Here is an 18842-nt window from a genome sequence, read left to right as displayed (position 1 = left end):
TTAAAGTGCACAGGAGACGCAGCCTTCAATTTCAGTGCCTTCCAGCGCCATCTGACGCAGGCGAATGTAATAGAGCGTTTTGATACCCTTGCGCCAGGCGTAAATCTGCGCTTTGTTGATATCGCGAGTGGTGGCGGTATCGGGGAAAAACAGCGTCAGCGACAGCCCCTGATCGACATGGCGAGTCGCTTCCGCGTAGGTGTCGATGATCTTTTCTGCGCCAATTTCGTAAGCGTCCTGATACAGCGCCAGATTCTCGTTAGTCATAAACGGGGCAGGGTAGTAAACGCGTCCTGTTTTGCCCTCTTTGCGTATCTCTACTTTCGCCACAATCGGATGAATACTCGACGTAGCATGGTTGATATAAGAGATAGAACCGGTTGGCGGCACCGCCTGAAGATTCTGGTTGTAAATGCCGTAGCGCATCACGTCGTCGCGCAGCTGCGCCCACATCTCACGGGTAGGTAACGTAATACCGCTACGGGTAAACAGTTCGCCAACTTTCGCCGTTTTCGGCTGCCAGTTCCCTTGCAGATATTGGCTAAAATATTCACCACTGGCATAGCGTGACTGTTTGAACCCGGCGAAGGTTTCACCGCGTTCGCGCGCCAGCAACATCGAGGTACGCAGTGCGTGCCAGGTGATGGTATAGAAATAGAGATTGGTGAAATCGAGTGCTTCCGGCGATCCATAAGCGATGCCTTCTCGCGCCAGATAACCGTGTAAATTCATCTGCCCCAGTCCGATGGCGTGTGAGGCGGCATTTCCGGCTTCGATGGACGGCACGCTGCGGATATGACTCATATCTGACACCGCCGTTAAACCGCGCACGGCAGTCTCTACCGTGCGGGCAAAGTCGGGGGAATCCATGGTGTGGGCAATATTCAACGAACCTAAATTGCAGGAAATATCATGGCCTGTGCGGGCATAGTCGAGATTCTCGTCATACTCTGAGGCGCTGTTAACCTGCAAAATTTCTGAGCAGAGATTGCTCATATTTATGCGCCCGGCGATAGGGTTAGCACGGTTAACCGTGTCTTCATACATGATGTAGGGATAGCCGGACTCAAACTGGATTTCTGCCAGTCGCTGGAAGAAATCACGGGCGTTGATGTATTTTTTGCGGATGCGTTCATTGGCAACCAGTTCGGCATAGTGTTCACTGATGGCGACATCGGCAAATGGCTTGCCATAAACTCGCTCTATGTCATAGGGCGAAAACAGCGCCATCTGCGCATTCTCTTTTGCCAGATGGAAAGTGATATCCGGGATCACCACGCCCAGCGACAGTGTTTTAATGCGGATTTTCTCGTCGGCATTTTCCCGTTTCGTATCGAGAAAACGCAGAATATCGGGATGATGGGCATGTAAATAGACTGCGCCAGCACCCTGACGCGCGCCGAGCTGGTTGGCATAGGAAAATGCGTCTTCCAGCATTTTCATCACCGGAATCACGCCAGAAGATTGATTTTCAATACGTTTAATTGGCGCGCCCGCTTCCCGCAGATTCGACAGCAAAAATGCAACGCCGCCGCCGCGTTTCGACAGTTGCAGTGCGGAATTTACTGCCCGGCCAATCGACTCCATATTGTCTTCAATACGCAGCAAAAAACAGGAAACCAGTTCGCCGCGCTGCTGCTTACCACAGTTGAGGAATGTCGGTGTTGCAGGCTGAAAGCGTCCTGACAGCATCTCATCGGTCAGTTGCGTCGCCAGTGTTTCATCGCCTTGTGCCAGCGTCAGCGCCACCATCGTGACTCGATCGGCAAAATCTTCCAGATAACGTTTACCGTCGAATGTCTTCAACGTATAGCTGGTGTAAAACTTCCATGCTCCGAGGAATGTCTGAAAACGAAAACCGCTGGCGTGTGCGTGGGCAAACAGCGTAATGACAAAGTCGCGAGAGTACCGATTAAGAACGCTTTCATCATAGTAACCTTCGTTGACCAGCCAGTTCAGGCGCTGCTGTTGGCTACTGAAGGTCACACTGTTCGGACGCACATGCGTCGTCATAAAGGCGTCTACTGCCTGGCGATCTTTATCGAACTGAATGCGACCTGCGCTATCGTAAAGGTTAAGCATCGCATTCAGCGCGTGGTAATCCATAGTTTCCTGCGTCAGGCGTTCTGCGGTTGTCGTTGCCAAAATTCGGTTACTCCTTTACGAACGTTTTCGATATCGCTTTGCGTACCCATGAGTTCAAAGCGGTACAGCCATGGCACGCCGCATTTCCGGGCAATCACATCTCCGGCGCGGCCATATGCCTCACCAAAGTTGCGATTACCCGAAGCAATAACGCCGCGCAGCAACGCCCGGTTATGCTCGTCGTTTAAAAAGCGAATGACCTGTCGTGGCACCGCGCCAGCCGTACCGCCGCCGCCGTAAGAGGGCACGATCAGGATGTAAGGCTCGTCTACCTGAATCCGTTCCCGCTCATTGAGCGGGATGCGCACCGCGGGCAGCCCTAAACGTTCGATAAAACGCTGCGTATTTTCGGAGCTGCTGGAAAAGTAGACGAGCTGGCTCATGCACTGGCAGCGTGTGGCGCTGGATGCAGACGATTGATCATGTCCGGGCGGAAACCAGACCAGCTAAGATCGCCTGCAATCACAACCGGCAACTGACGAAAGCCCTGAGCACGCAGCGCTTCCGCCGCTTCAGGAACGCGATCGACATTAATCATTTCAAAGTCAAAGCCCCGGTTTTCCATCGCCCGTTTGGTGGCGTGGCACTGAACGCAATCGTTACGAGTGTAAATAGTAATGCGCATGATTCGTATTTCCGTTTAAAATGAAGATACGGCGCGATGATACGCGTCGGGTTGTCTCTCTGTTGATACAGAGATACTAGATGTAGTTGAAAAAAGATTCAACCATACAATATATAGCAAATAGTGGTCGAAATTACCCTGGGTATAAGCGTGACGGGGTAGGGGGATTTTTGTGATTCACCAGGCAAAAAGAAACCCCGAAGCCAGGCTTCGGGGTCAAAGACGCGTATTTATTATCATTATTGCACTACGATTTGCGCATGCTTAACAGTGCGCCGATAAAAATACCTACCGCAGCTGCTGTACCCACGCTACACCAGGGTCTTTCACGAACAAAAGAATCCGCGCAGCCAACGGCATCACGCGCGGCTTGCTGGACGCGAGTACGACCATGCATTCGCGCCCTGGTTTCTTTCAGTAGAGCCTGCGCTTTACTGCGTGCGGCTTCAGCTTCCCCTTTGGCGTCGCTGCCCCAGGACTTCAATACAGATTCGAGACTATCAGCTAATTGATTGACATCATTCTGGATATCCTGCACGCCATCATCAACGTCGTTGCGGTTCGGTCGGTTAAACATATGATCCCCCATTAGAATTCGATGTAATTTTCAGTGTAGACCATAATTTTCTTAACTGAGGTTCATCGCAGCTTTATGGACTTTTCTGAAAGCGTTGTGAATGCGCAATCAGGTAAGGTAGGCCCGCGGTTGATAATAACGAGGATCAAATATGTATTTACGACCAGACGAGGTGGCGCGCGTACTTGAAAAAGTCGGTTTTACTGTCGATGTGGTAACCCAGAAGGCTTATGGTTACCGCCGTGGGGAAAATTATGTCTATGTTAATCGCGAAGCGCGAATGGGACGTACCGCCCTGGTGATTCATCCAACATTAAAAGAACGTAGTTCAACACTGGCTGAACCCGCTTCCGATATTAAAACTTGCGATCATTATCAACAATTTCCGCTCTATTTAGCAGGCGAGCGACACGAGCATTACGGTATCCCGCATGGCTTTAGTTCGCGTGTTGCGCTTGAACGTTATTTGAATGGTTTATTTGGCGAAGCCAGTTAAAGACGCGACTGGCGATGCCAGTCGCGAAAAGAAGGGTCAGGCTTTTACCTGCTGGTAACGGCTGACTTTAAACAGTCGGCGGCAATAATCGAGGAAGTAGCCATAAACCGCCCCCATCAACATCGAAACAACGATGTTTGAACTGACCGCCGCCATAATCTGATGCCAGTCTGCGCCCACCACTAACAAGATCGCCACATACACCGGTGACTGGAACGTCACATAAGCCATGATATCCGCCAGATTTTTTATCCAGCCCGACGGGCTAACTTTGCGTGCTGCGCGCATAAACAGATCGCGGTACATACCGTATGGCCATGCAATTAAGATGTTTACCGGAATCGCTACCAATCTGGAATAAAAAGACTGTTCGAAGCTCATTCCGGAGAGGAAAACTTCAATACACATGTTCACGACAGAACAGTAAACAACCATCGCGAACGTATCTGCAACTGCATGACGCAAGCGTGACTGCGGTGAGAACATGCTAATGCTCCTTAATAAAAGCGTAATGGGATGTGAATGGAGATGAAAGCAGTGGATCTCATTGCCATCTGCATTTTTGCATAGCGTATATCGCTGGCTATGACTAATCAATTAGTGAAAAATTTTTATTTAATCTGTTTTTGTAGATAAAATATTCCGTAGCGGCGCGTTTTTTGCACATTGTGGATTTTTACATGCCGATATGATTTATTTTTAATTAAATCAATTGGATATGTGTTTACCTTTATTTTCACTCATGAAGGTTTGGGGGGGGGTAACGCTATAAGCGTAGAGAATTCGGTGTATGTAGTGATCGGGTCATTTTCAGCATTTTTTATGCCAGATAATGTACATTGACAGCAGAAAGCACCAGTGATAGATGTTTTCTTTTATTCTGTTGAGTTGCATTTTTATTCACTTTGGTTTTGTCGGGCTTGCGGAATTAGCGAGCAGAGAGCGCCGCTCTGTTCACCAATAACCTAAATTACTCATCAAAATGGCTAATATATAATCTTGAAATTATTCTGAGGGTTTCAGAAAATAACAGCTGAAATAATCTCGTGCAGGACTGTAAATAGATTAAATTTTGTGGAAATATAATAAGTGATCGCTTACACTACGCGACGAAATACTTTTTTGTTTTGGCGTTAAAAGGTTTTCTTTATTATGTCCGTAATGTTACAAAGTTTAAATAACATTCGCACCCTCCGTGCGATGGCTCGCGAATTCTCCATTGACGTTCTTGAAGAAATGCTCGAAAAATTCAGGGTTGTCACTAAAGAAAGACGTGAAGAAGAACAACAACAGCAGCGTGAACTGGCAGAGCGCCAGGAAAAAATTAGCACCTGGCTGGAGCTGATGAAAGCTGACGGAATTAACCCGGAAGAGTTATTGGGTAATAGCTCTGCTGCGGCACCACGCGCTGGTAAAAAACGCCAGCCGCGTCCGGCGAAATATAAATTCATCGATGTTAACGGTGAAACTAAAACCTGGACCGGTCAGGGCCGTACACCGAAGCCAATCGCTCAGGCGCTGGCAGAAGGTAAATCTCTCGACGATTTCCTGATCTAATTACTGAGGCCGGATGTTGCTGCTATGGCGCGTCCGGCGTCGCTTCTCAAGCTCGTTGGTTCCACGGCATCTTATCTAACAACCTTGCCATCCCACAAAAACCGCTAATTCCTGCAAACATTAACCCGGCACCAACAAAGCCGCTTAATAAGAAGAAACCGCTATTTACGGTATAACCTAGTATAACGCCGATTAATATTAAACCACCCGCAGCGATCTGCACCTGGCGCATTAACGGCAAGGGTTGAGATTTATTTACCGCTACTGGTAATCCTGCTTTTTTCCAGCCATCAATCCCATCTTCGAGTAAAAAGATTTCTGCGGGGGCGGCAATCGCTGCTAATTTATCGGCGTTATTACTGGTGCGTTTACCTGCCTGGCAGTGGAATATTATTTGCTCGCGACGTAATTTAGCCGGAAGACCTGACTGTTTCAGCACGGATAATGGAGCCAGATCTGCTTCAGGAATATGTTCACGAAGATATTCATCAGCGTCACGAATATCGATTAACTTTGCGCCGCGTGCGATTAATTCTTGTGCATCATGCGGCGAAATGGTTGTCAAAGCCATAGTGACTCCTTACGGACAATAGACATTTTTCAGGGTGGCGATAATGGCATTTACCGCCTCATTTTTAATGGAATATAGAATGCGTTGGGCATCCCGTTGGCTGTCGATAAGCCCTTCGTCCCGCATACGAGCGAGATGCTGTGATGTTGCAGAGGCACTTAGTCCGGTAATGCGCGTCAGCTCTCCCGCACTGGTGCCGGGGGAACCGCTAAGCATGCACAGAATCAGCAACCGTTTAGGGTGGCTCATTGCTTTCAATAAGGCCGCTGCCTGTTCGGCACTAGCCTGTAATTGCGCGAGTTCAGTCATAGATATTTAAGTATTTTCTAAATTAAGTAAACTCTAAATTAAAAATGCAACATATACCAGCCTCAGCAGCGTAAATGAGAGTAAAAGCGTAAGCTGAAACTGGCAGGCTCCGCTAAAATTACTACGCTTAAGAGATAAAATCTCTTTTTAAACAATGAGTAATTTTCTTATAGGGAGTACATATGGGTTTCTGGAGAATCGTCATCACCATCATTCTGCCGCCGCTCGGCGTGCTGCTCGGTAAAGGGTTCGGTTGGGCGTTCATTATTAATATTCTGCTGACACTGCTTGGGTATATCCCCGGTTTGATTCACGCGTTCTGGGTGCAAACCCGCGATTAAACCTGTGTTCACCCCCGCGGCGTTAACGCGCCGCGTTCCTCTGCTACACTTTCTGAGTGTTTCCGTTAACGAATGAGGTAGCTATGGGTCTGTTCAATTTTGTGAAAGATGCCGGAGAAAAACTCTGGGACGCGGTTACAGGTCAGCACGATAAAGACGATCAGGCGAAGAAGGTGCAGGAGCATCTGAACAAAACCGGTATACCTGATGCCGATAAAGTGAACATTCAAATTGCCGACGGCAAAGCGACGGTCACGGGTGACGGCTTAAGTCAGGAGGCGAAGGAGAAAATCCTTGTTGCGGTGGGGAATATTTCCGGTATTGCCAGTGTCGATGATCAGGTGAAAACGGCGACACCAGCCACTGCCAGCCAGTTTTATACCGTTAAGTCTGGCGACACTCTGAGTGCCATTTCCAAACAGGTCTACGGTAACGCTAATCTGTACAATAAAATCTTCGAAGCGAATAAACCGATGCTAAAAAGCCCGGATAAAATTTACCCGGGGCAAGTGTTGCGTATTCCTGAAGAGTAGTTAATTGCCAGCCATCGCCTGCTGGATAATGGGAATTGGCGTCAGTAAATGCTGGCGCATTAACTCACTGGCGCGCGCGGTATCTCGCGCCAGTACCGTCGCAGTCAGGGTCTGGTGCTGATCGTGTTTATCTTCCAGCATTTCCACCGAAAGCACTGTTCGCCGCAGCCAGATAAATCGATAACGCGTTGCCAGATCAAACAACCGTTCACGCATTTGCAGCAAATAGTAAGAACCACAGCCCGCCACAATTGCAGTATGAAACGCCTGATGACGCAGATCCCACTCATCAAGCATTTTCTCACTGGCGTCACAGGCCTCAAGCTTACTGAGCAGATGCGCCTTCGCAAGAACGTCTGCCTCCCATTCATCGCCACCGCGGGCAATCGCCAGACTCACCAGCATCGCTTCCATATTGGCGCGGGCGTCGAAAATATCGAGCAGCTCCTGCTCTGACATAGACGCCACCCGATACCCTTTTTGATTCACCACCGTGACCAGTCGTTCTGCCACCAGTTGCGAAAGCGCCTCCCGCAACGGTCCGACGCCAAGTGCATAACGCGATGTCAGCAAACTCATCCGTAATTTTTCATCCGGCTGAAAATTGCCGCGAATAATATCGTTCTTCAGCCAGCGATAGCCATCCAGAGAGGTAATGGTCATGGTGTGACTCCTGATCATTATCAGCGCGTATTATGAATGGGTGTTTTTTGCCACATTATCAGCTTTTTCCAGCGAGCCATAATTGGCACGGTACAGATAATCCCAATCGCTAATAAGCCGGTGGAGAGCACTTCTAACTGTTGCGCCGGGCGGAATAGCATCACTACCAACACAAAGGTAATAAAACCGATGACCAGCCAGGTGAGCCACGGATAAAGCCACATCCGCAGGCGAATTTCGCTTCCTTCTGCTCGCAGAATTTTGCGCATCCGCAATTGTGAAACGGCGATGACTAAATAAACCAGCAGGGCGATAGCGCCGGAGCTGTCGATCAGAAATTTAAACACCTTCGCAGGCGCGTAATAGTTCACCACCACCGTTAAGAATGCCGCGCCGGTGGAGAGTAACACCGCTACGTACGGGGTTTTACTGCGGTTGATTTTACCCATTACCGCGGGAGCATCACCGCGACGGCTTAAGGAGTAGAGCATCCTGGAAGCGGTATACAGCGCCGAGTTCAGGCAACTGGTTACGGAAAGTAATATCACGCAGTCCATGATTAATTTCGCATGAGGAATATTGAGCAATTCCAGAACCGAGCGATAAGAACCAACGGCTTTCAGCCCTGGCATATTCCACGGTATTAATGCCACAACGACAAAAATAGAACACAAATAGAAAATAGAGATACGCCAGATAACCGAGTTGGTGGCGCGGACAATATGTTTTTCCGGCGTGTCGGATTCCGCGGCGGCAATGGTGACAATTTCTGCGCCCATAAACGAGAACATGGTGATCAACATCGCGCTTAATACCGCACCGAAGCCGTTGGGCATAAAGCCGCCGCTATCCCACAATCTTGAAATACCGCTCACGTCGGCATACGGGTAAAAACCGCTAATTGCGACTGCACCAAGGAAAATAAAGGCCAGGATAGCGATGACTTTACACAGCGCCAGCCAGAACTCAAATTCGCCGTAGTTTTTAACGCTTAATAAATTACTGCCGGTTAAGGCGAGGGTAATGACGAGGGAAAATAACCAGATGGGAATGCCTGGAACCCACGAGTGCAGGATCATGGCGGCGATGTTGGCTTCCAGCGGGATAACCAGTACCCAAAACCACCAGTACAGCCAGCCGATGGTATAGCCCGCCCAACGGCCAATAGCTTTATCGGCATAGGTGGAAAACGAACCGGTATCGGGCGTGGCAACTGCCATTTCCGCCAACATCCGCATAATCATAACCACCAGTAATCCGGCGAACAGATAGGCCAGTAATACCGCCGGGCCCGCTTCGGCGATGGCGACGCTGGAACCGACAAACAGACTTGCGCCGATAACACCGGCAATAGACAACATGGTGACGTGGCGTGACTTCAGCCCGCCGCCTAACTCATGTGGTTGCGATGATTGCCCCATCCTGAATCCTCTCGAAAGTGTGTCACTTGGGAGAGCGCCCCGACATTTCCCGCGTCGGGTCACGCGTGTAATTGTTATTGGTTCTTTTTACCGGAGAGCGGCTCCGCCTTATCCGGCCGACATAGATTTATTCCTGTTCACGTACAGATTGTCGGATGCAGCGTAAACGCTTTATCCGACCTGGATTCGCGTAGGCCGGACAAGACGCGCAGCGTCGCCTCCGGCATGGGTACGGATCTACTGCTTCGCCTCAGCAAAACACTGGCTGATGATTTCCAGACCCTGACGGATCTGAGCGTCTTCAATGGTGAGCGGTACAAGGATGCGCAGCACGTTGTAATACGGGCCGCAGGAGAGAAGAATCAGGCCTTTATCGCGGGCACGCGCCACGATCTCGGCGGTGAGTTTGGCGTCCGGTTTGCTGTGATCGCCATCTTCAAACAGCTCGATGGCAATCATCGCTCCCAGCCCGCGTACATCGCCGATCTCCGGGTGTTTTTCGGCTATCGCCAGCAATCCGTCTTTCAGCTTATGCCCCAGGTCGTTGGCTTTTTGCAGCAGATTTTCCTGCTCGAATACCTTTAACACTTCCAGCGCTGCCACGCAGGCAATCGGGTTACCGGCATAGGTGCCGCCCAGACCGCCTGGAGCGACGGCATCCATCACTTCCGCGCGCCCGGTGACGCCCGCCAGCGGGAAGCCGCCCGCGATCGATTTCGCAAAGGTGGTAAGATCCGGCGCAACGTCCATCTGCTCCATCGCAAACAGCGTGCCGGTACGCCCCGCGCCGCTCTGCACTTCATCGGCAATCAGCATGATCCCGTGCTCGTCACACAGCGCGCGTAAACGCTGCATAAAGGCTGGCGTCGCGGCGTAGAAACCGCCTTCGCCCTGAACCGGCTCAATCACGATGGCGGCGATATCTTCCGGCGCGGCGTCATTTTTGAAGATCCGGTGGATGCTGGCGATAGCGTCATCCTCGCTTATGCCGTGCAGCGGGCAAGGATAAAGCGCGCGATAAACATGACCCGGCATCAGCCCCATGCCCGCAGAGTACGGATTCACCTTGCCGGTCAGCGCCAGCGTGTAATGCGTGCGCCCGTGATACGCACCGCTAAAGGCGATAGTACCGCTACGTTTAGTGGCGGCGCGGGCGATTTTCACCGCGTTTTCCACCGCTTCGGAACCGGTCGTAACCAGCAGCGTTTTTTTGGCGAAATCTCCCGGCACCTTCTGATTCATAATCTCGCACAGCTCCAGATACGGTTCGTAAGCCAGCACCTGGAAGCAGGTGTGCGACAGCTTTTTCAACTGCGCTTCCACCGCCGCAACCACTTTCGGATGCAGGTGCCCGGTATTGAGCACCGCAATGCCGCCCGCGAAATCAAGATACTCACGACCTTCAACGTCCCACACCCGGCAGTTTTCCGCGCGGTCAGCGAAAATGGGGTGAATTTGCCCAACGCCACGAGGAACTGCCTGACTACGGCGCTGCATTAACTCTTTATTGCTGCTCATTCGCGTTCTCCAGTTAAAGACCGATGCACATATATTTGATTTCTAAGTAATCTTCGATGCCATACTTCGAACCTTCACGACCCAGACCCGAGGCTTTAATGCCGCCGAACGGGGCCACTTCATTGGAAATAATGCCAGTATTAATGCCGACGATGCCGTACTCCAGCGCCTCGCCCACGCGGAAGACGCGGCTTAAATCACGGGCGTAGAAATAGGCGGCAAGGCCAAACTCGGTGTCATTGGCCTGCGCAATCACATCGGCTTCATCTTTAAAGCGGAATAGCGGGGCAAGGGGGCCGAACGTCTCTTCTTTCGACACTTTGGCGTTGGCCGGAACGTCCACCAGAATGGTCGGCTGGAAGAAGTTGCCGCCGCGTTCATCCGCTTTACCGCCGCAAACCACACGCGCACCTTTCTCCAGCGCATCGGCAATATGCTCTTCCACTTTTGCTACCGCTTTTTCATCAATCAGCGGCCCAATGGTGACGCCATTCTCCAGCCCGTCGCCGATGTGCAGTTTGCTCACCGCCTGCTGCAATTTTTCGGCAAAGCGGTCATACACGCCGTCCTGCACGTATAAACGGTTGGCGCAGACGCAGGTTTGCCCGGCGTTGCGGAATTTCGAGGCCAGTGCGCCTTCCACGGCTTTGTCGAGGTCGGCATCGTCAAAGACGATAAACGGCGCGTTGCCGCCCAGTTCCAGCGACACTTTCTTGATGTCTTTCGCGCACTGTTCCATTAACTGGCGGCCAATTTCGGTCGAGCCGGTAAACGACAGTTTGCGCACCAGCGGGTTGCTGGTCAGTTCGTTACCGACCGCGCCCGCCGAACCGGTGACCACGTTAAATACGCCAGCCGGAACGCCTGCGCGAATCGCCAGTTCCGCCAGCGCCAGCGCAGAGAACGGCGTCTGACTGGCAGGTTTCAGCACCATCGTGCAGCCTGCCGCCAGCGCCGGACCGGCTTTACGGGTAATCATCGCCGCCGGAAAGTTCCACGGCGTGATAGCAGCAGTGACGCCAATCGGCTGCTTGATAACAATCAGGCGTTTATCGGCCTGATGACCGGGAATGGTGTCGCCATAAATACGTTTGCCTTCTTCAGCAAACCACTCAATAAAGGAGGCGGCGTAGCTGATTTCGCCTTTCGCTTCAGCCAGCGGTTTACCCTGTTCGAGGGTCATCAGGCGCGCTAAATCGTCCTGATGCTCCATCATCAAATTGAACCAGTTGCGCAGAATGGTGGCGCGTTCTTTGGCGGTGAGCGCGCGCCAGGCGGGCAGAGCGCGGTTGGCGGCGTCGATAGCGGCGCGGGTTTCATCAGCGCCCATTTTCGGCACGCTACCCAGCTTGTCGCCGTTCGCCGGATTGGTGACGTCGATGACCTCGCCATTGTTGGCGTCCAGCCATTCCCCGTTAATCAACGCCTGCTGGCGGAATAAGTTACTGTCGTTAAGTTTCATTGTTACGTCCTGTTTTCAAAGGTTATTGATTAAATGCGGCGTGTAAGGCATCCACACTACGTGCCGCTCGCAGCGTGCGTCCGGGGTTACTCTGGCTTGCCAACAGCGTTTGTACCTTGCTGACAATATGCGCACCAATAGGAATTGCTGATGTCGCTGCCGGGGAGGGCGCATTGCAGGTGTGGATCGTGCGCGGGGTGGTGACAAACAGAAAATCGTCAATCAGCTTGCCGTCCGGCGATACCGCCTGCGCCCGCACACCAGCGGGCCAGGGCTGGAGATCGCTTAACGAAAGCCGGGGACAATACTTTTGCACCAGCCGCAGATAGCCGCTTTTGCACAGCGAGTTTTTCATCTCGCCCAGTCCTGAGCGTAGATGGTTTTGCAGCACCCGGCGAATCCCCGACGAGCCCAAAATCTCCAGCGTGTCGCTAAATGAGAAGTCGCGCTTACGATAGCCTTCGCGTTTGAAAGCCAGCACCGCGTTTGGCCCGACGGTCACGCTGCCATCGATCATGCGGGTGAGATGCACGCCCAAAAATGGCATCGCGGGGTCGGGAATGGGGTAAATCAGGTGGTTAACAATCTGGTTATGCTCCGGCGCAAGGCGGAAATACTCGCCACGGAACGGGCAGATAATAAAGCCCGGTTCGAGGCCGAGCATTTTCACCAGCCGGTCAGCCATCAGCCCGGAACAGCTAATCAGCGTCGATGCTTCATATTCACCGCCCTGACGGGTACGTATCACCACGCCGTTTTTATGCTCACTGAGGGCGCTGACTTCGGCGTTATAAATAATCTCGCCGCCTCTGGCCTGGAAGATTTTTGCCATCGCCGCCGTCACTTCGCGATAGCTGACAATGCCGCTGGACGGCACAAAAATGCCGCCGAGCCCGGTGATATTCGGTTCGCGCTCGCGCAGTTCCTCGGCGTTTAGCCACTCGCGCTCGATACCATTCGCCGCCGTACGTTCCCACAACGCGCGCATCCGTTCCATTTCGAGTTCAGAGGTGGCGACCAGCATCTTGCCGCAGTTGTCATAGCGAATGCCGTTTTGATCGCAAAAGGCTTTGGTGGCGCGGTTCCCCGCCAGGCAAAACTGCGCCTTCAGGCTACCGGGCGTGTAATAAACCCCGGCATGGATCACGCCGCTGTTGTGGCCTGTCTGATGACAGGCCGGACCGGACTCTTTTTCCAGCAACGCAATGCGGGCATCCGGATAAACATCAATCAGTTGCATGGCGGTCGACATGCCGATGATGCCGCCGCCAATAATCACAAAATCATACATCCGCTCAATTCCTTTGCGCTTACTGATGCGTCTGGTAGTGGTTAGTGGCGTAAGCGAAATAGCCACGCTGACGCATCAGTTCACGGCGCAGATCCGGGTGTGGAGTAAAGCGGTCGCGACCGTGCAGCCAGAATAGATTGTTAATCAACAGGAATTTGCCAACGGGAACGGGCACAGAAAGAATGCCTTTGCTGGTTTCAATGGCATCGGAAAGCTCACTCAGCCACACGCCTTCTTCGAAGTCTTTTGGCTGGACGAACTGGTCGATATAACGCATCACCGGGCGACCCTGTTGATCAACGTCGAACACTGGATGGAAAACATCTTTGCTGACGTTTTTGCTCGGCGGCGCGGCAAAGCGCATCGGGCGACGCGCCAGTGGATGGCGGAAATAGTGGTCCAGATGTTCCCAGTCATCGAGATGCAGCAGCAACGAATTTCCACCCTGCATGTTCTGCTCGTCGATTTTCATCATCAGCACATAGTCAGTGATCTCTTCGACGTAGGTGCCGTCGTTATGCAGCTCCATTACGCGGTGCGGCTGACGCAGATAGCTGTCTGAGTTATCGACATTTTTCACTACAAAACGCGCGTAATACTGACCGCTCATCGCGTCGAAATTGGAACGGCCAATCAGATGCGCTACCGCCGTCGCCAGCTTCACCATCTCATCCGCTTGCTTCACATCATCGACACCCACCGCATTGATCAACAGCGCACCTTCAGCACGGTTTAGCAGGGTCTTCAACAGCAATGGTTGCAGCTGGTTCGCACACAGATCGTCAAGAATTTTGCCTACCCGAAAACGCAGAAAAGATTTGTACTCCAGCGCCTGCACGGGCCATTCGGCAACCTGTTCGAGAAACTGTTTGGTCGTCTGTTCGGTGAAGGTGAGTTCCAGCAGACGCGGGGATTGCGCCGACGGGATGAGAGTGAATCCGCTATAGTCCTGGCCTGAATCGACAGCGTTATTTTGTACGGCGGTCAGTGCATTCATCAGAAGCGATCCTCTTATGAGATGTAGGGTGATATGGCGATGCTCATTTCGTAGCCATAATCTAAAAATATCTACATTTCTGAAAAATGCGCATAAAAGTTACATATTGTTTTCTTATTGCGATCAAAAACAACAAATTAATAACAAATAATGTGAGGGATAAGAATTGGGTTGAAAGGAAATGAATAATTAAAACAATATATTAAGTGTGCTTATACTCTTTTTCGAACTGGTGGCATTTGTTTAAATGCTATTTAAACTGCTTTTCCAGAGTTCAACTTACTGAGTTCCGTGTCGACTAATGTGAGTAAGATCAATCGCATCCAACCTATGTTACTTGATGGAATCGATAACAATATTAATGAATATACAGATTCCGGGAAGGCTGGCTATGGGGGCAAATTATTCTCTTTCTGGCAACGGGTAAATAACAGTGACCATTTGTCGAGAAGCTCATACTGAGCTGAGGGATACTGTATATGTCTGGACTGTAATTGGATGAATTCTATTCAGGGCGGGTCAGGACCAATAAAAAAGCCCGCATCAGCGGGCTTTAATGTCATAGGGAGTCGCGACTCCGTTGCGTATCCTTTTTTGTCTCCTCACCGTCTGGTCGGTGTCCTGCTGAGACTTATAACTTCCTGTTTTTGTTGGTGTAGTCCTTACACCGTCCAATCATGATTGGGCTGGCGGAGTTTGAATAAATATTGTATTGCTTTGATTTTTAATGATTTTGTTTAATTCAGTTTTTGTACGTATACCTAATCGTATACCAATGGCTGTAAGTTAATGTGAAATGAAAGCGCATTTTTACTTGGATTGATGCTATATCGTACAGGAAAAAAATTTTTTTTCGAAAGAACTGTTCACACTGTTCACCTTTCTGCTTTCTCCTTTTATTTCAGTTGGATAGGTGGTGAATAATGGGTGAAGGGTGAACATTCGATTCTTCACCTCCGGCATTCTGCCGGTGTGACTCATACCGGTGATTAATCCCCCGTGCTGAAATCACACAGGGAGAAAAAAGTTTTTTTTGATTTGATTGTTCACACTGTTCACCTTTCGTTTTTCTCTTTTAATTTCAGTGTGATAACGGGTGAATATACGGTGAAGGGTGAACAGTGGATTGTTCACCTTCGGGGAATTCAGGGATAAAAAAAGACCGGCAGATGCCGGTCAGGTGGGTCAGGCTGTTGCAGGGTCGTCACATTTTGGCAGCCAGTCGCCGTAGCTTTCCTCTTTCAGTGTCAGGTTGGTCTGTATCCCCTGTTTGGTATGGCGCTTCTCGTAATTCAGTCCGTATTCCTTCAGCATCACCGGCAGCCCCAGCCCGAACATTTTCAGACTGAGTACATTCCGGTAGCCGTTTGCCTCCATGTAGGCCAGATAGGCGTGATAGAGGTATTTACGGTAATTACGCGGGATGATACTGGCGTTCCCCATATACATGCCGCTGGTCTGCGGCAGGGTTTCCAGATAGCCGATAAAATCAAACGTCGGGTCGGCATCCCGTTTGATGTTCAGCGCCTCGTCTGAGTTCTGCTGGGACTGAAGCAGTGACCGGGCGAGCATCGGGTCGCTGAACTTCTGCATCAGGTGACGCACGATGACCGCCAGCTCGCGGGTGATTTTGTCCTTAAGCTGCGGGTCGCGCTCCTGCGGGGCTATCTGTTCCGGGAAGTGAATAATCACCCGCCGGCGTGACACGCCGCCGCTGCGGTCGGTGAAGCGCATCGGGTTATTGTTCACGGCCAGAATCACCGCCGGGATATGCGTGGAGTATGCATCCCGGTATTTCGGGTCAACGGACACCGCATCGCCGCCGGTGATGGCCTTGAGTCCGGCACCGTCGCCGCTCCATTTTTCCTGGTCCGGCAGGCGTATCAGTGAGAAGCCAGTTAACGCGGCACGTTCACGCGGGGATTCCAGCGTCTCGATGGTGGCCGACGTGGCGTTATCCTCCCCGGCCAGCAGGGTGGCTATTTCGGCCATGATACTTTTGCCGCTGCCGCCGGGACCGGTCACCTCCAGAAAGAGCTGCCAGTCGTAGCGGTTTGCCAGCACCATAAACAGTGCGGCCAGAATCACGTCGCGTTTTTCCGCACGGCCACCGGCGGCACGGTCAAGCCAGCGCCAGAACGCGGGGGCGTGGGTCTCCAGCGTTTCACCGTCCACCGGCGGGGTGAAATCCACATCGCACAGGGTGCGCATCCAGTGTGACGGACTGTGCGGGTGGAACGTGCCGTTCTGCGTGTCGAGCACGCCGTTACGAAAGCCAATCAGGCGGCGGGAGGGGGCTTCCTGCTGCGGAATAATCAGCTTCAGGGTGTCCACCACGGAGGCCACCTTCCCGGAGGAGAACGGCGCGCGCAGACGCTGAAACAGCCCGGCCACATCCCGGGCAAAGTCCTGTGGCGGCAGCACCTTCCAGACACCATTTTCATAGCGGGACAGAAGCTGGCCGTTGGCATCGACCGCGAGCGCCTCGCCGTAATGCTCATAGATACGCATGGCCTTTTCGCTGGTACTCATGGCGGAAAACTCCGCTTCGCTCATGGTGTCGAACGGGCTTTCAGCCGGTGGCCGGATGGCATCATAAATGGCCTTACGGGTGGCTTCCCCGCCGTACTGCGTGAAGGCATCATTCCAGTCACCGAAGACCGGCGGCAGGGCAACAACACCTTCACACGCATCTGCGGCTGCGGCGGCTTTTTTCTGGCCGTCACCGCTGAGGTCACGGTCAGCAGCAAGGACAATCTGACAGGCCGGATGCTTCTGCCGGGCAAGGCTGGCCAGAGAAAGGAGATTCACGGAAGAAAGCGCCACCATCACCGTTTCACCGGTCAGGTGATGCACGGTAAGTGCGGTCGCGTATCCCTCCGCTATCCACAGACGTTTCCCGGCCTGATTCTGTCCTTCAAGGGTGTGACAGGTGCCCCTGACCTGTCCGCCTTTCAGGGTGCGCTTACGGCCGTCAGCACTGATTAACTGAAGGTTAACCAGTTCGCCGCTGTCGTCATACAGTGGCACCACAAGGTCACCGGCACGCCAGCTCACGCCACCGGCTCTGTGTGTGCCGGTCAGCATCCGGCATTCCCGGCCGGGAAAGCCCTTGCGGGTCAGGTAGGCGTTACCGGTTCCGGGACGGGTTTTCGCCATCAGGGTTTGTGCCAGTGCGGCGGCGTTCTTCCGGGCAGCGTCTGTTTCAGCACCGGCGGCAGCCGTCACTACCGGGTCAGCCGGGGGCAGGCTGCCGGTCACGGCTGCCACCTTTGTGGCCGCGTCGGACGGGGAAACACCAAACACCTTTTCAACCAGTTTCAGGCCGTCACCGGCACCACACTGATTGCAGTACCAGGTGCCGCGCCCCTCCCTGTCATCAAAACGGAAACGGTCACTCCCGCCACAGACCGGACAGGGCTGATGACGGTTCTTCAGCACCTGAATCCCCAGCGCCGGGAGAATACGCGGCCAGTGGCCGAGCGCATGGCTGACGGTGGCGGTTACGTTCATTTTCATGGTGTTGTTCTCCTTCAGTGCAGTACCGGCGCTTTTATGTGACGGGCACAGAGTTCATCCATCACAACCAGCCCGAGAAAGGACAGCGACGGCGCGGCCTTCAGGGGGCCGGATTCCATTAAATCTTCCAGCAGGGCACAGGCTATCTGACGCCCTTTTTCCTCACCGTGCTGGCGCAGATAAAAGCCCTCCAGCTCAGCGGCGATGGCCGCCTCCAGTGATTCAAGGGTGAGATGCGGGTAGCGGTGCTGACGTTCGCACACGGTCAGCCAGGCACAGGCGACAGCGCGACGGTAAAGGGCAGCGCGTAAGACGGGCGGTAAGGGTGTTTTCATTTGTTTTCCTCCCTGTGACAGATGACTGCATTCCGTGCCGGTTGCATTAACTGATAAGGCATATCTGCGTCTCCTGAAGACGTGCGTATCCCTGCGCGAATACGCACATTTAATTTTTCGGGTGTCGTTTTTTAATTACAGATAATTGCGGTAACTGTTATCCGGGGTGATTTCCGGGTCAGGCTCCGTGCGGGGAATTTCCCGCCATTCCCGCGCCACCGGTGCCGCCCGGCTGGCCGGAACAGTGTCCTGCGGGTAAATATCCAGATATTTCTCCCGCCATTTCTGTAATTCCGGGTCTCCGGCCATTTCTTTCAGTACCGCATGCCGGTTTACGGGGCTGCGTCTGAACAGGTCAGGACGGTCACAGGTGCGTATTTTCATGAAAGGAGATCACTCAATAACTTCCATCGAGATCGGGTAATAACATTTGAACAGATCGCTGAATAACATCGATGGAGATCACTTTTGACTCATTTTGT

The 18842-nt window shown here is 52.3% G+C and carries 19 protein-coding genes and 1 pseudogene; 4 read left to right on the top strand and 16 right to left on the bottom strand.

The window, feature by feature from the left end; translation table 11 throughout:
• The 4 genes from nrdE to ACJHWT_RS15790 form a co-directional block, all read right to left on the bottom strand.
• Positions 1–2145 carry a class 1b ribonucleoside-diphosphate reductase subunit alpha gene (gene nrdE, locus ACJHWT_RS15805; RefSeq protein ID WP_000246584.1) on the bottom strand — a complete coding sequence of 715 codons (2145 nt, stop codon included), beginning with the start codon at positions 2143–2145 and terminating at the stop codon, positions 1–3.
• Positions 2118–2528: a class Ib ribonucleoside-diphosphate reductase assembly flavoprotein NrdI gene (gene nrdI / locus ACJHWT_RS15800; RefSeq protein WP_000080947.1), complete on the bottom strand. Its 411-nt coding sequence runs from the start codon at positions 2526–2528 to the stop codon at positions 2118–2120. The genes nrdE and nrdI overlap by 28 nt, the downstream gene beginning before the upstream one ends.
• Positions 2525–2770, bottom strand: a complete 246-nt coding sequence (gene nrdH / locus ACJHWT_RS15795; RefSeq protein ID WP_001223227.1) for a glutaredoxin-like protein NrdH — start codon at positions 2768–2770, stop codon at positions 2525–2527. The genes nrdI and nrdH overlap by 4 nt, the downstream gene beginning before the upstream one ends.
• A 247-nt stretch (positions 2771–3017) precedes the next feature.
• Positions 3018–3347 carry a DUF883 domain-containing protein gene (locus ACJHWT_RS15790; protein ID WP_001295174.1) on the bottom strand — a complete coding sequence of 110 codons (330 nt, stop codon included), beginning with the start codon at positions 3345–3347 and terminating at the stop codon, positions 3018–3020.
• Positions 3348–3498: 151 nt separating this feature from the next.
• On the opposite strand from ACJHWT_RS15790, the gene ACJHWT_RS15785 reads away from it, so the two are divergent.
• Positions 3499–3843: a DUF2002 family protein gene (locus ACJHWT_RS15785; protein WP_000281320.1), complete on the top strand. Its 345-nt coding sequence runs from the start codon at positions 3499–3501 to the stop codon at positions 3841–3843.
• A 36-nt stretch (positions 3844–3879) separates the two neighbouring features.
• Here the strand turns inward: ACJHWT_RS15785 and alaE are convergent, their stop codons facing one another.
• Complete coding sequence (gene alaE / locus ACJHWT_RS15780; protein WP_000492658.1) at positions 3880–4329, bottom strand: L-alanine exporter AlaE; 450 nt, start codon at positions 4327–4329, stop codon at positions 3880–3882.
• Positions 4330–4995: 666 nt separating this feature from the next.
• On the opposite strand from alaE, the gene stpA reads away from it, so the two are divergent.
• On the top strand, positions 4996–5400 hold the full coding sequence (gene stpA / locus ACJHWT_RS15775; protein WP_000115388.1) for a DNA-binding protein StpA: 405 nt from the start codon (positions 4996–4998) through the stop codon (positions 5398–5400).
• A gap of 46 nt (positions 5401–5446) precedes the next feature.
• Here stpA and ygaP read toward each other — a convergent pair whose 3' ends face one another.
• Entirely contained in the window at positions 5447–5971 is a 525-nt protein-coding gene (gene ygaP, locus ACJHWT_RS15770) for a thiosulfate sulfurtransferase YgaP (protein WP_001229479.1), read from the bottom strand.
• 9 nt (positions 5972–5980) lie between these two features.
• Positions 5981–6280, bottom strand: a complete 300-nt coding sequence (locus ACJHWT_RS15765; protein ID WP_000137280.1) for an ArsR/SmtB family transcription factor — start codon at positions 6278–6280, stop codon at positions 5981–5983.
• Positions 6281–6462: 182 nt separating this feature from the next.
• Between ACJHWT_RS15765 and ACJHWT_RS15760 the strand changes: the two genes are divergently transcribed.
• Together ACJHWT_RS15760 and kbp are read left to right on the top strand one after the other, a co-directional pair.
• Positions 6463–6621 carry a YqaE/Pmp3 family membrane protein gene (locus ACJHWT_RS15760; protein WP_000508177.1) on the top strand — a complete coding sequence of 53 codons (159 nt, stop codon included), beginning with the start codon at positions 6463–6465 and terminating at the stop codon, positions 6619–6621.
• Positions 6622–6704: 83 nt separating this feature from the next.
• A complete protein-coding gene (gene kbp, locus ACJHWT_RS15755) occupies positions 6705–7154 on the top strand; it encodes a potassium binding protein Kbp (protein WP_000522415.1) in 450 nt (149 codons plus the stop codon).
• Here the strand turns inward: kbp and csiR are convergent, their stop codons facing one another.
• The 9 genes and pseudogenes from csiR to ACJHWT_RS15710 form a co-directional block, all read right to left on the bottom strand.
• The gene (csiR, locus tag ACJHWT_RS15750) at positions 7155–7817 is read right to left on the bottom strand and encodes a DNA-binding transcriptional regulator CsiR (protein WP_000156819.1); all 663 of its coding nucleotides are present in this window, start codon (positions 7815–7817) and stop codon (positions 7155–7157) included. It lies immediately after the preceding gene.
• A gap of 20 nt (positions 7818–7837) precedes the next feature.
• Complete coding sequence (gabP, locus tag ACJHWT_RS15745) at positions 7838–9238, bottom strand: GABA permease (RefSeq protein WP_001298180.1); 1401 nt, start codon at positions 9236–9238, stop codon at positions 7838–7840.
• A gap of 237 nt (positions 9239–9475) precedes the next feature.
• Complete coding sequence (gene gabT, locus ACJHWT_RS15740) at positions 9476–10756, bottom strand: 4-aminobutyrate--2-oxoglutarate transaminase (RefSeq protein ID WP_000097670.1); 1281 nt, start codon at positions 10754–10756, stop codon at positions 9476–9478.
• 13 nt (positions 10757–10769) lie between these two features.
• Entirely contained in the window at positions 10770–12218 is a 1449-nt protein-coding gene (gabD, locus tag ACJHWT_RS15735) for an NADP-dependent succinate-semialdehyde dehydrogenase (RefSeq protein WP_000772878.1), read from the bottom strand.
• 22 nt (positions 12219–12240) lie between these two features.
• Positions 12241–13509: an L-2-hydroxyglutarate oxidase gene (gene lhgO, locus ACJHWT_RS15730; RefSeq protein ID WP_000271981.1), complete on the bottom strand. Its 1269-nt coding sequence runs from the start codon at positions 13507–13509 to the stop codon at positions 12241–12243.
• Positions 13510–13528: 19 nt separating this feature from the next.
• Positions 13529–14506, bottom strand: coding sequence for a glutarate dioxygenase GlaH (gene glaH / locus ACJHWT_RS15725; protein ID WP_000993114.1), 978 nt, complete (start codon positions 14504–14506; stop codon positions 13529–13531).
• 1185 nt (positions 14507–15691) lie between these two features.
• A complete protein-coding gene (locus tag ACJHWT_RS15720; protein WP_025491910.1) occupies positions 15692–18025 on the bottom strand; it encodes a primase-helicase zinc-binding domain-containing protein in 2334 nt (777 codons plus the stop codon).
• Positions 18026–18039: 14 nt separating this feature from the next.
• Positions 18040–18360 carry a DUF5375 domain-containing protein gene (locus ACJHWT_RS15715; RefSeq protein WP_000856729.1) on the bottom strand — a complete coding sequence of 107 codons (321 nt, stop codon included), beginning with the start codon at positions 18358–18360 and terminating at the stop codon, positions 18040–18042.
• 135 nt (positions 18361–18495) lie between these two features.
• Positions 18496–18747 (bottom strand): annotated as a pseudogene (locus ACJHWT_RS15710) (hypothetical protein); the annotation flags it as partial.
• Positions 18748–18842: the final 95 nt, after the last annotated feature.

Origin of the sequence: Escherichia sp. WS338, assembly GCF_046486405.1 — a bacterium.
GTDB classification, from domain to species: domain Bacteria; phylum Pseudomonadota; class Gammaproteobacteria; order Enterobacterales; family Enterobacteriaceae; genus Escherichia; species Escherichia coli.
The sequence above is the reverse complement of the archived record's forward strand: the minus strand, read 5'-3'. Positions and strand labels throughout refer to the sequence as shown.

Excerpts from the sequence above, each read along its gene's own strand:
- gabT (WP_000097670.1), bottom strand. The coding sequence starts at position 10,756 with ATGAGCAGCAATAAAGAGTTAATGCAGCGCCGTAGTCAGGCAGTTCCT.
- ACJHWT_RS15790 (WP_001295174.1), bottom strand. The coding sequence starts at position 3,347 with ATGTTTAACCGACCGAACCGCAACGACGTTGATGATGGCGTGCAGGAT.
- ACJHWT_RS15720 (WP_025491910.1), bottom strand. The coding sequence starts at position 18,025 with ATGAAAATGAACGTAACCGCCACCGTCAGCCATGCGCTCGGCCACTGG.
- lhgO (WP_000271981.1), bottom strand. The coding sequence starts at position 13,509 with ATGTATGATTTTGTGATTATTGGCGGCGGCATCATCGGCATGTCGACC.
- kbp (WP_000522415.1), top strand. The coding sequence starts at position 6,705 with ATGGGTCTGTTCAATTTTGTGAAAGATGCCGGAGAAAAACTCTGGGAC.
- csiR (WP_000156819.1), bottom strand. The coding sequence starts at position 7,817 with ATGACCATTACCTCTCTGGATGGCTATCGCTGGCTGAAGAACGATATT.
- ACJHWT_RS15785 (WP_000281320.1), top strand. The coding sequence starts at position 3,499 with ATGTATTTACGACCAGACGAGGTGGCGCGCGTACTTGAAAAAGTCGGT.
- ygaP (WP_001229479.1), bottom strand. The coding sequence starts at position 5,971 with ATGGCTTTGACAACCATTTCGCCGCATGATGCACAAGAATTAATCGCA.
- gabD (WP_000772878.1), bottom strand. The coding sequence starts at position 12,218 with ATGAAACTTAACGACAGTAACTTATTCCGCCAGCAGGCGTTGATTAAC.
- glaH (WP_000993114.1), bottom strand. The coding sequence starts at position 14,506 with ATGAATGCACTGACCGCCGTACAAAATAACGCTGTCGATTCAGGCCAG.
- alaE (WP_000492658.1), bottom strand. The coding sequence starts at position 4,329 with ATGTTCTCACCGCAGTCACGCTTGCGTCATGCAGTTGCAGATACGTTC.
- gabP (WP_001298180.1), bottom strand. The coding sequence starts at position 9,238 with ATGGGGCAATCATCGCAACCACATGAGTTAGGCGGCGGGCTGAAGTCA.
- stpA (WP_000115388.1), top strand. The coding sequence starts at position 4,996 with ATGTCCGTAATGTTACAAAGTTTAAATAACATTCGCACCCTCCGTGCG.
- ACJHWT_RS15765 (WP_000137280.1), bottom strand. The coding sequence starts at position 6,280 with ATGACTGAACTCGCGCAATTACAGGCTAGTGCCGAACAGGCAGCGGCC.
- ACJHWT_RS15715 (WP_000856729.1), bottom strand. The coding sequence starts at position 18,360 with ATGAAAACACCCTTACCGCCCGTCTTACGCGCTGCCCTTTACCGTCGC.
- nrdI (WP_000080947.1), bottom strand. The coding sequence starts at position 2,528 with ATGAGCCAGCTCGTCTACTTTTCCAGCAGCTCCGAAAATACGCAGCGT.
- ACJHWT_RS15760 (WP_000508177.1), top strand. The coding sequence starts at position 6,463 with ATGGGTTTCTGGAGAATCGTCATCACCATCATTCTGCCGCCGCTCGGC.
- nrdH (WP_001223227.1), bottom strand. The coding sequence starts at position 2,770 with ATGCGCATTACTATTTACACTCGTAACGATTGCGTTCAGTGCCACGCC.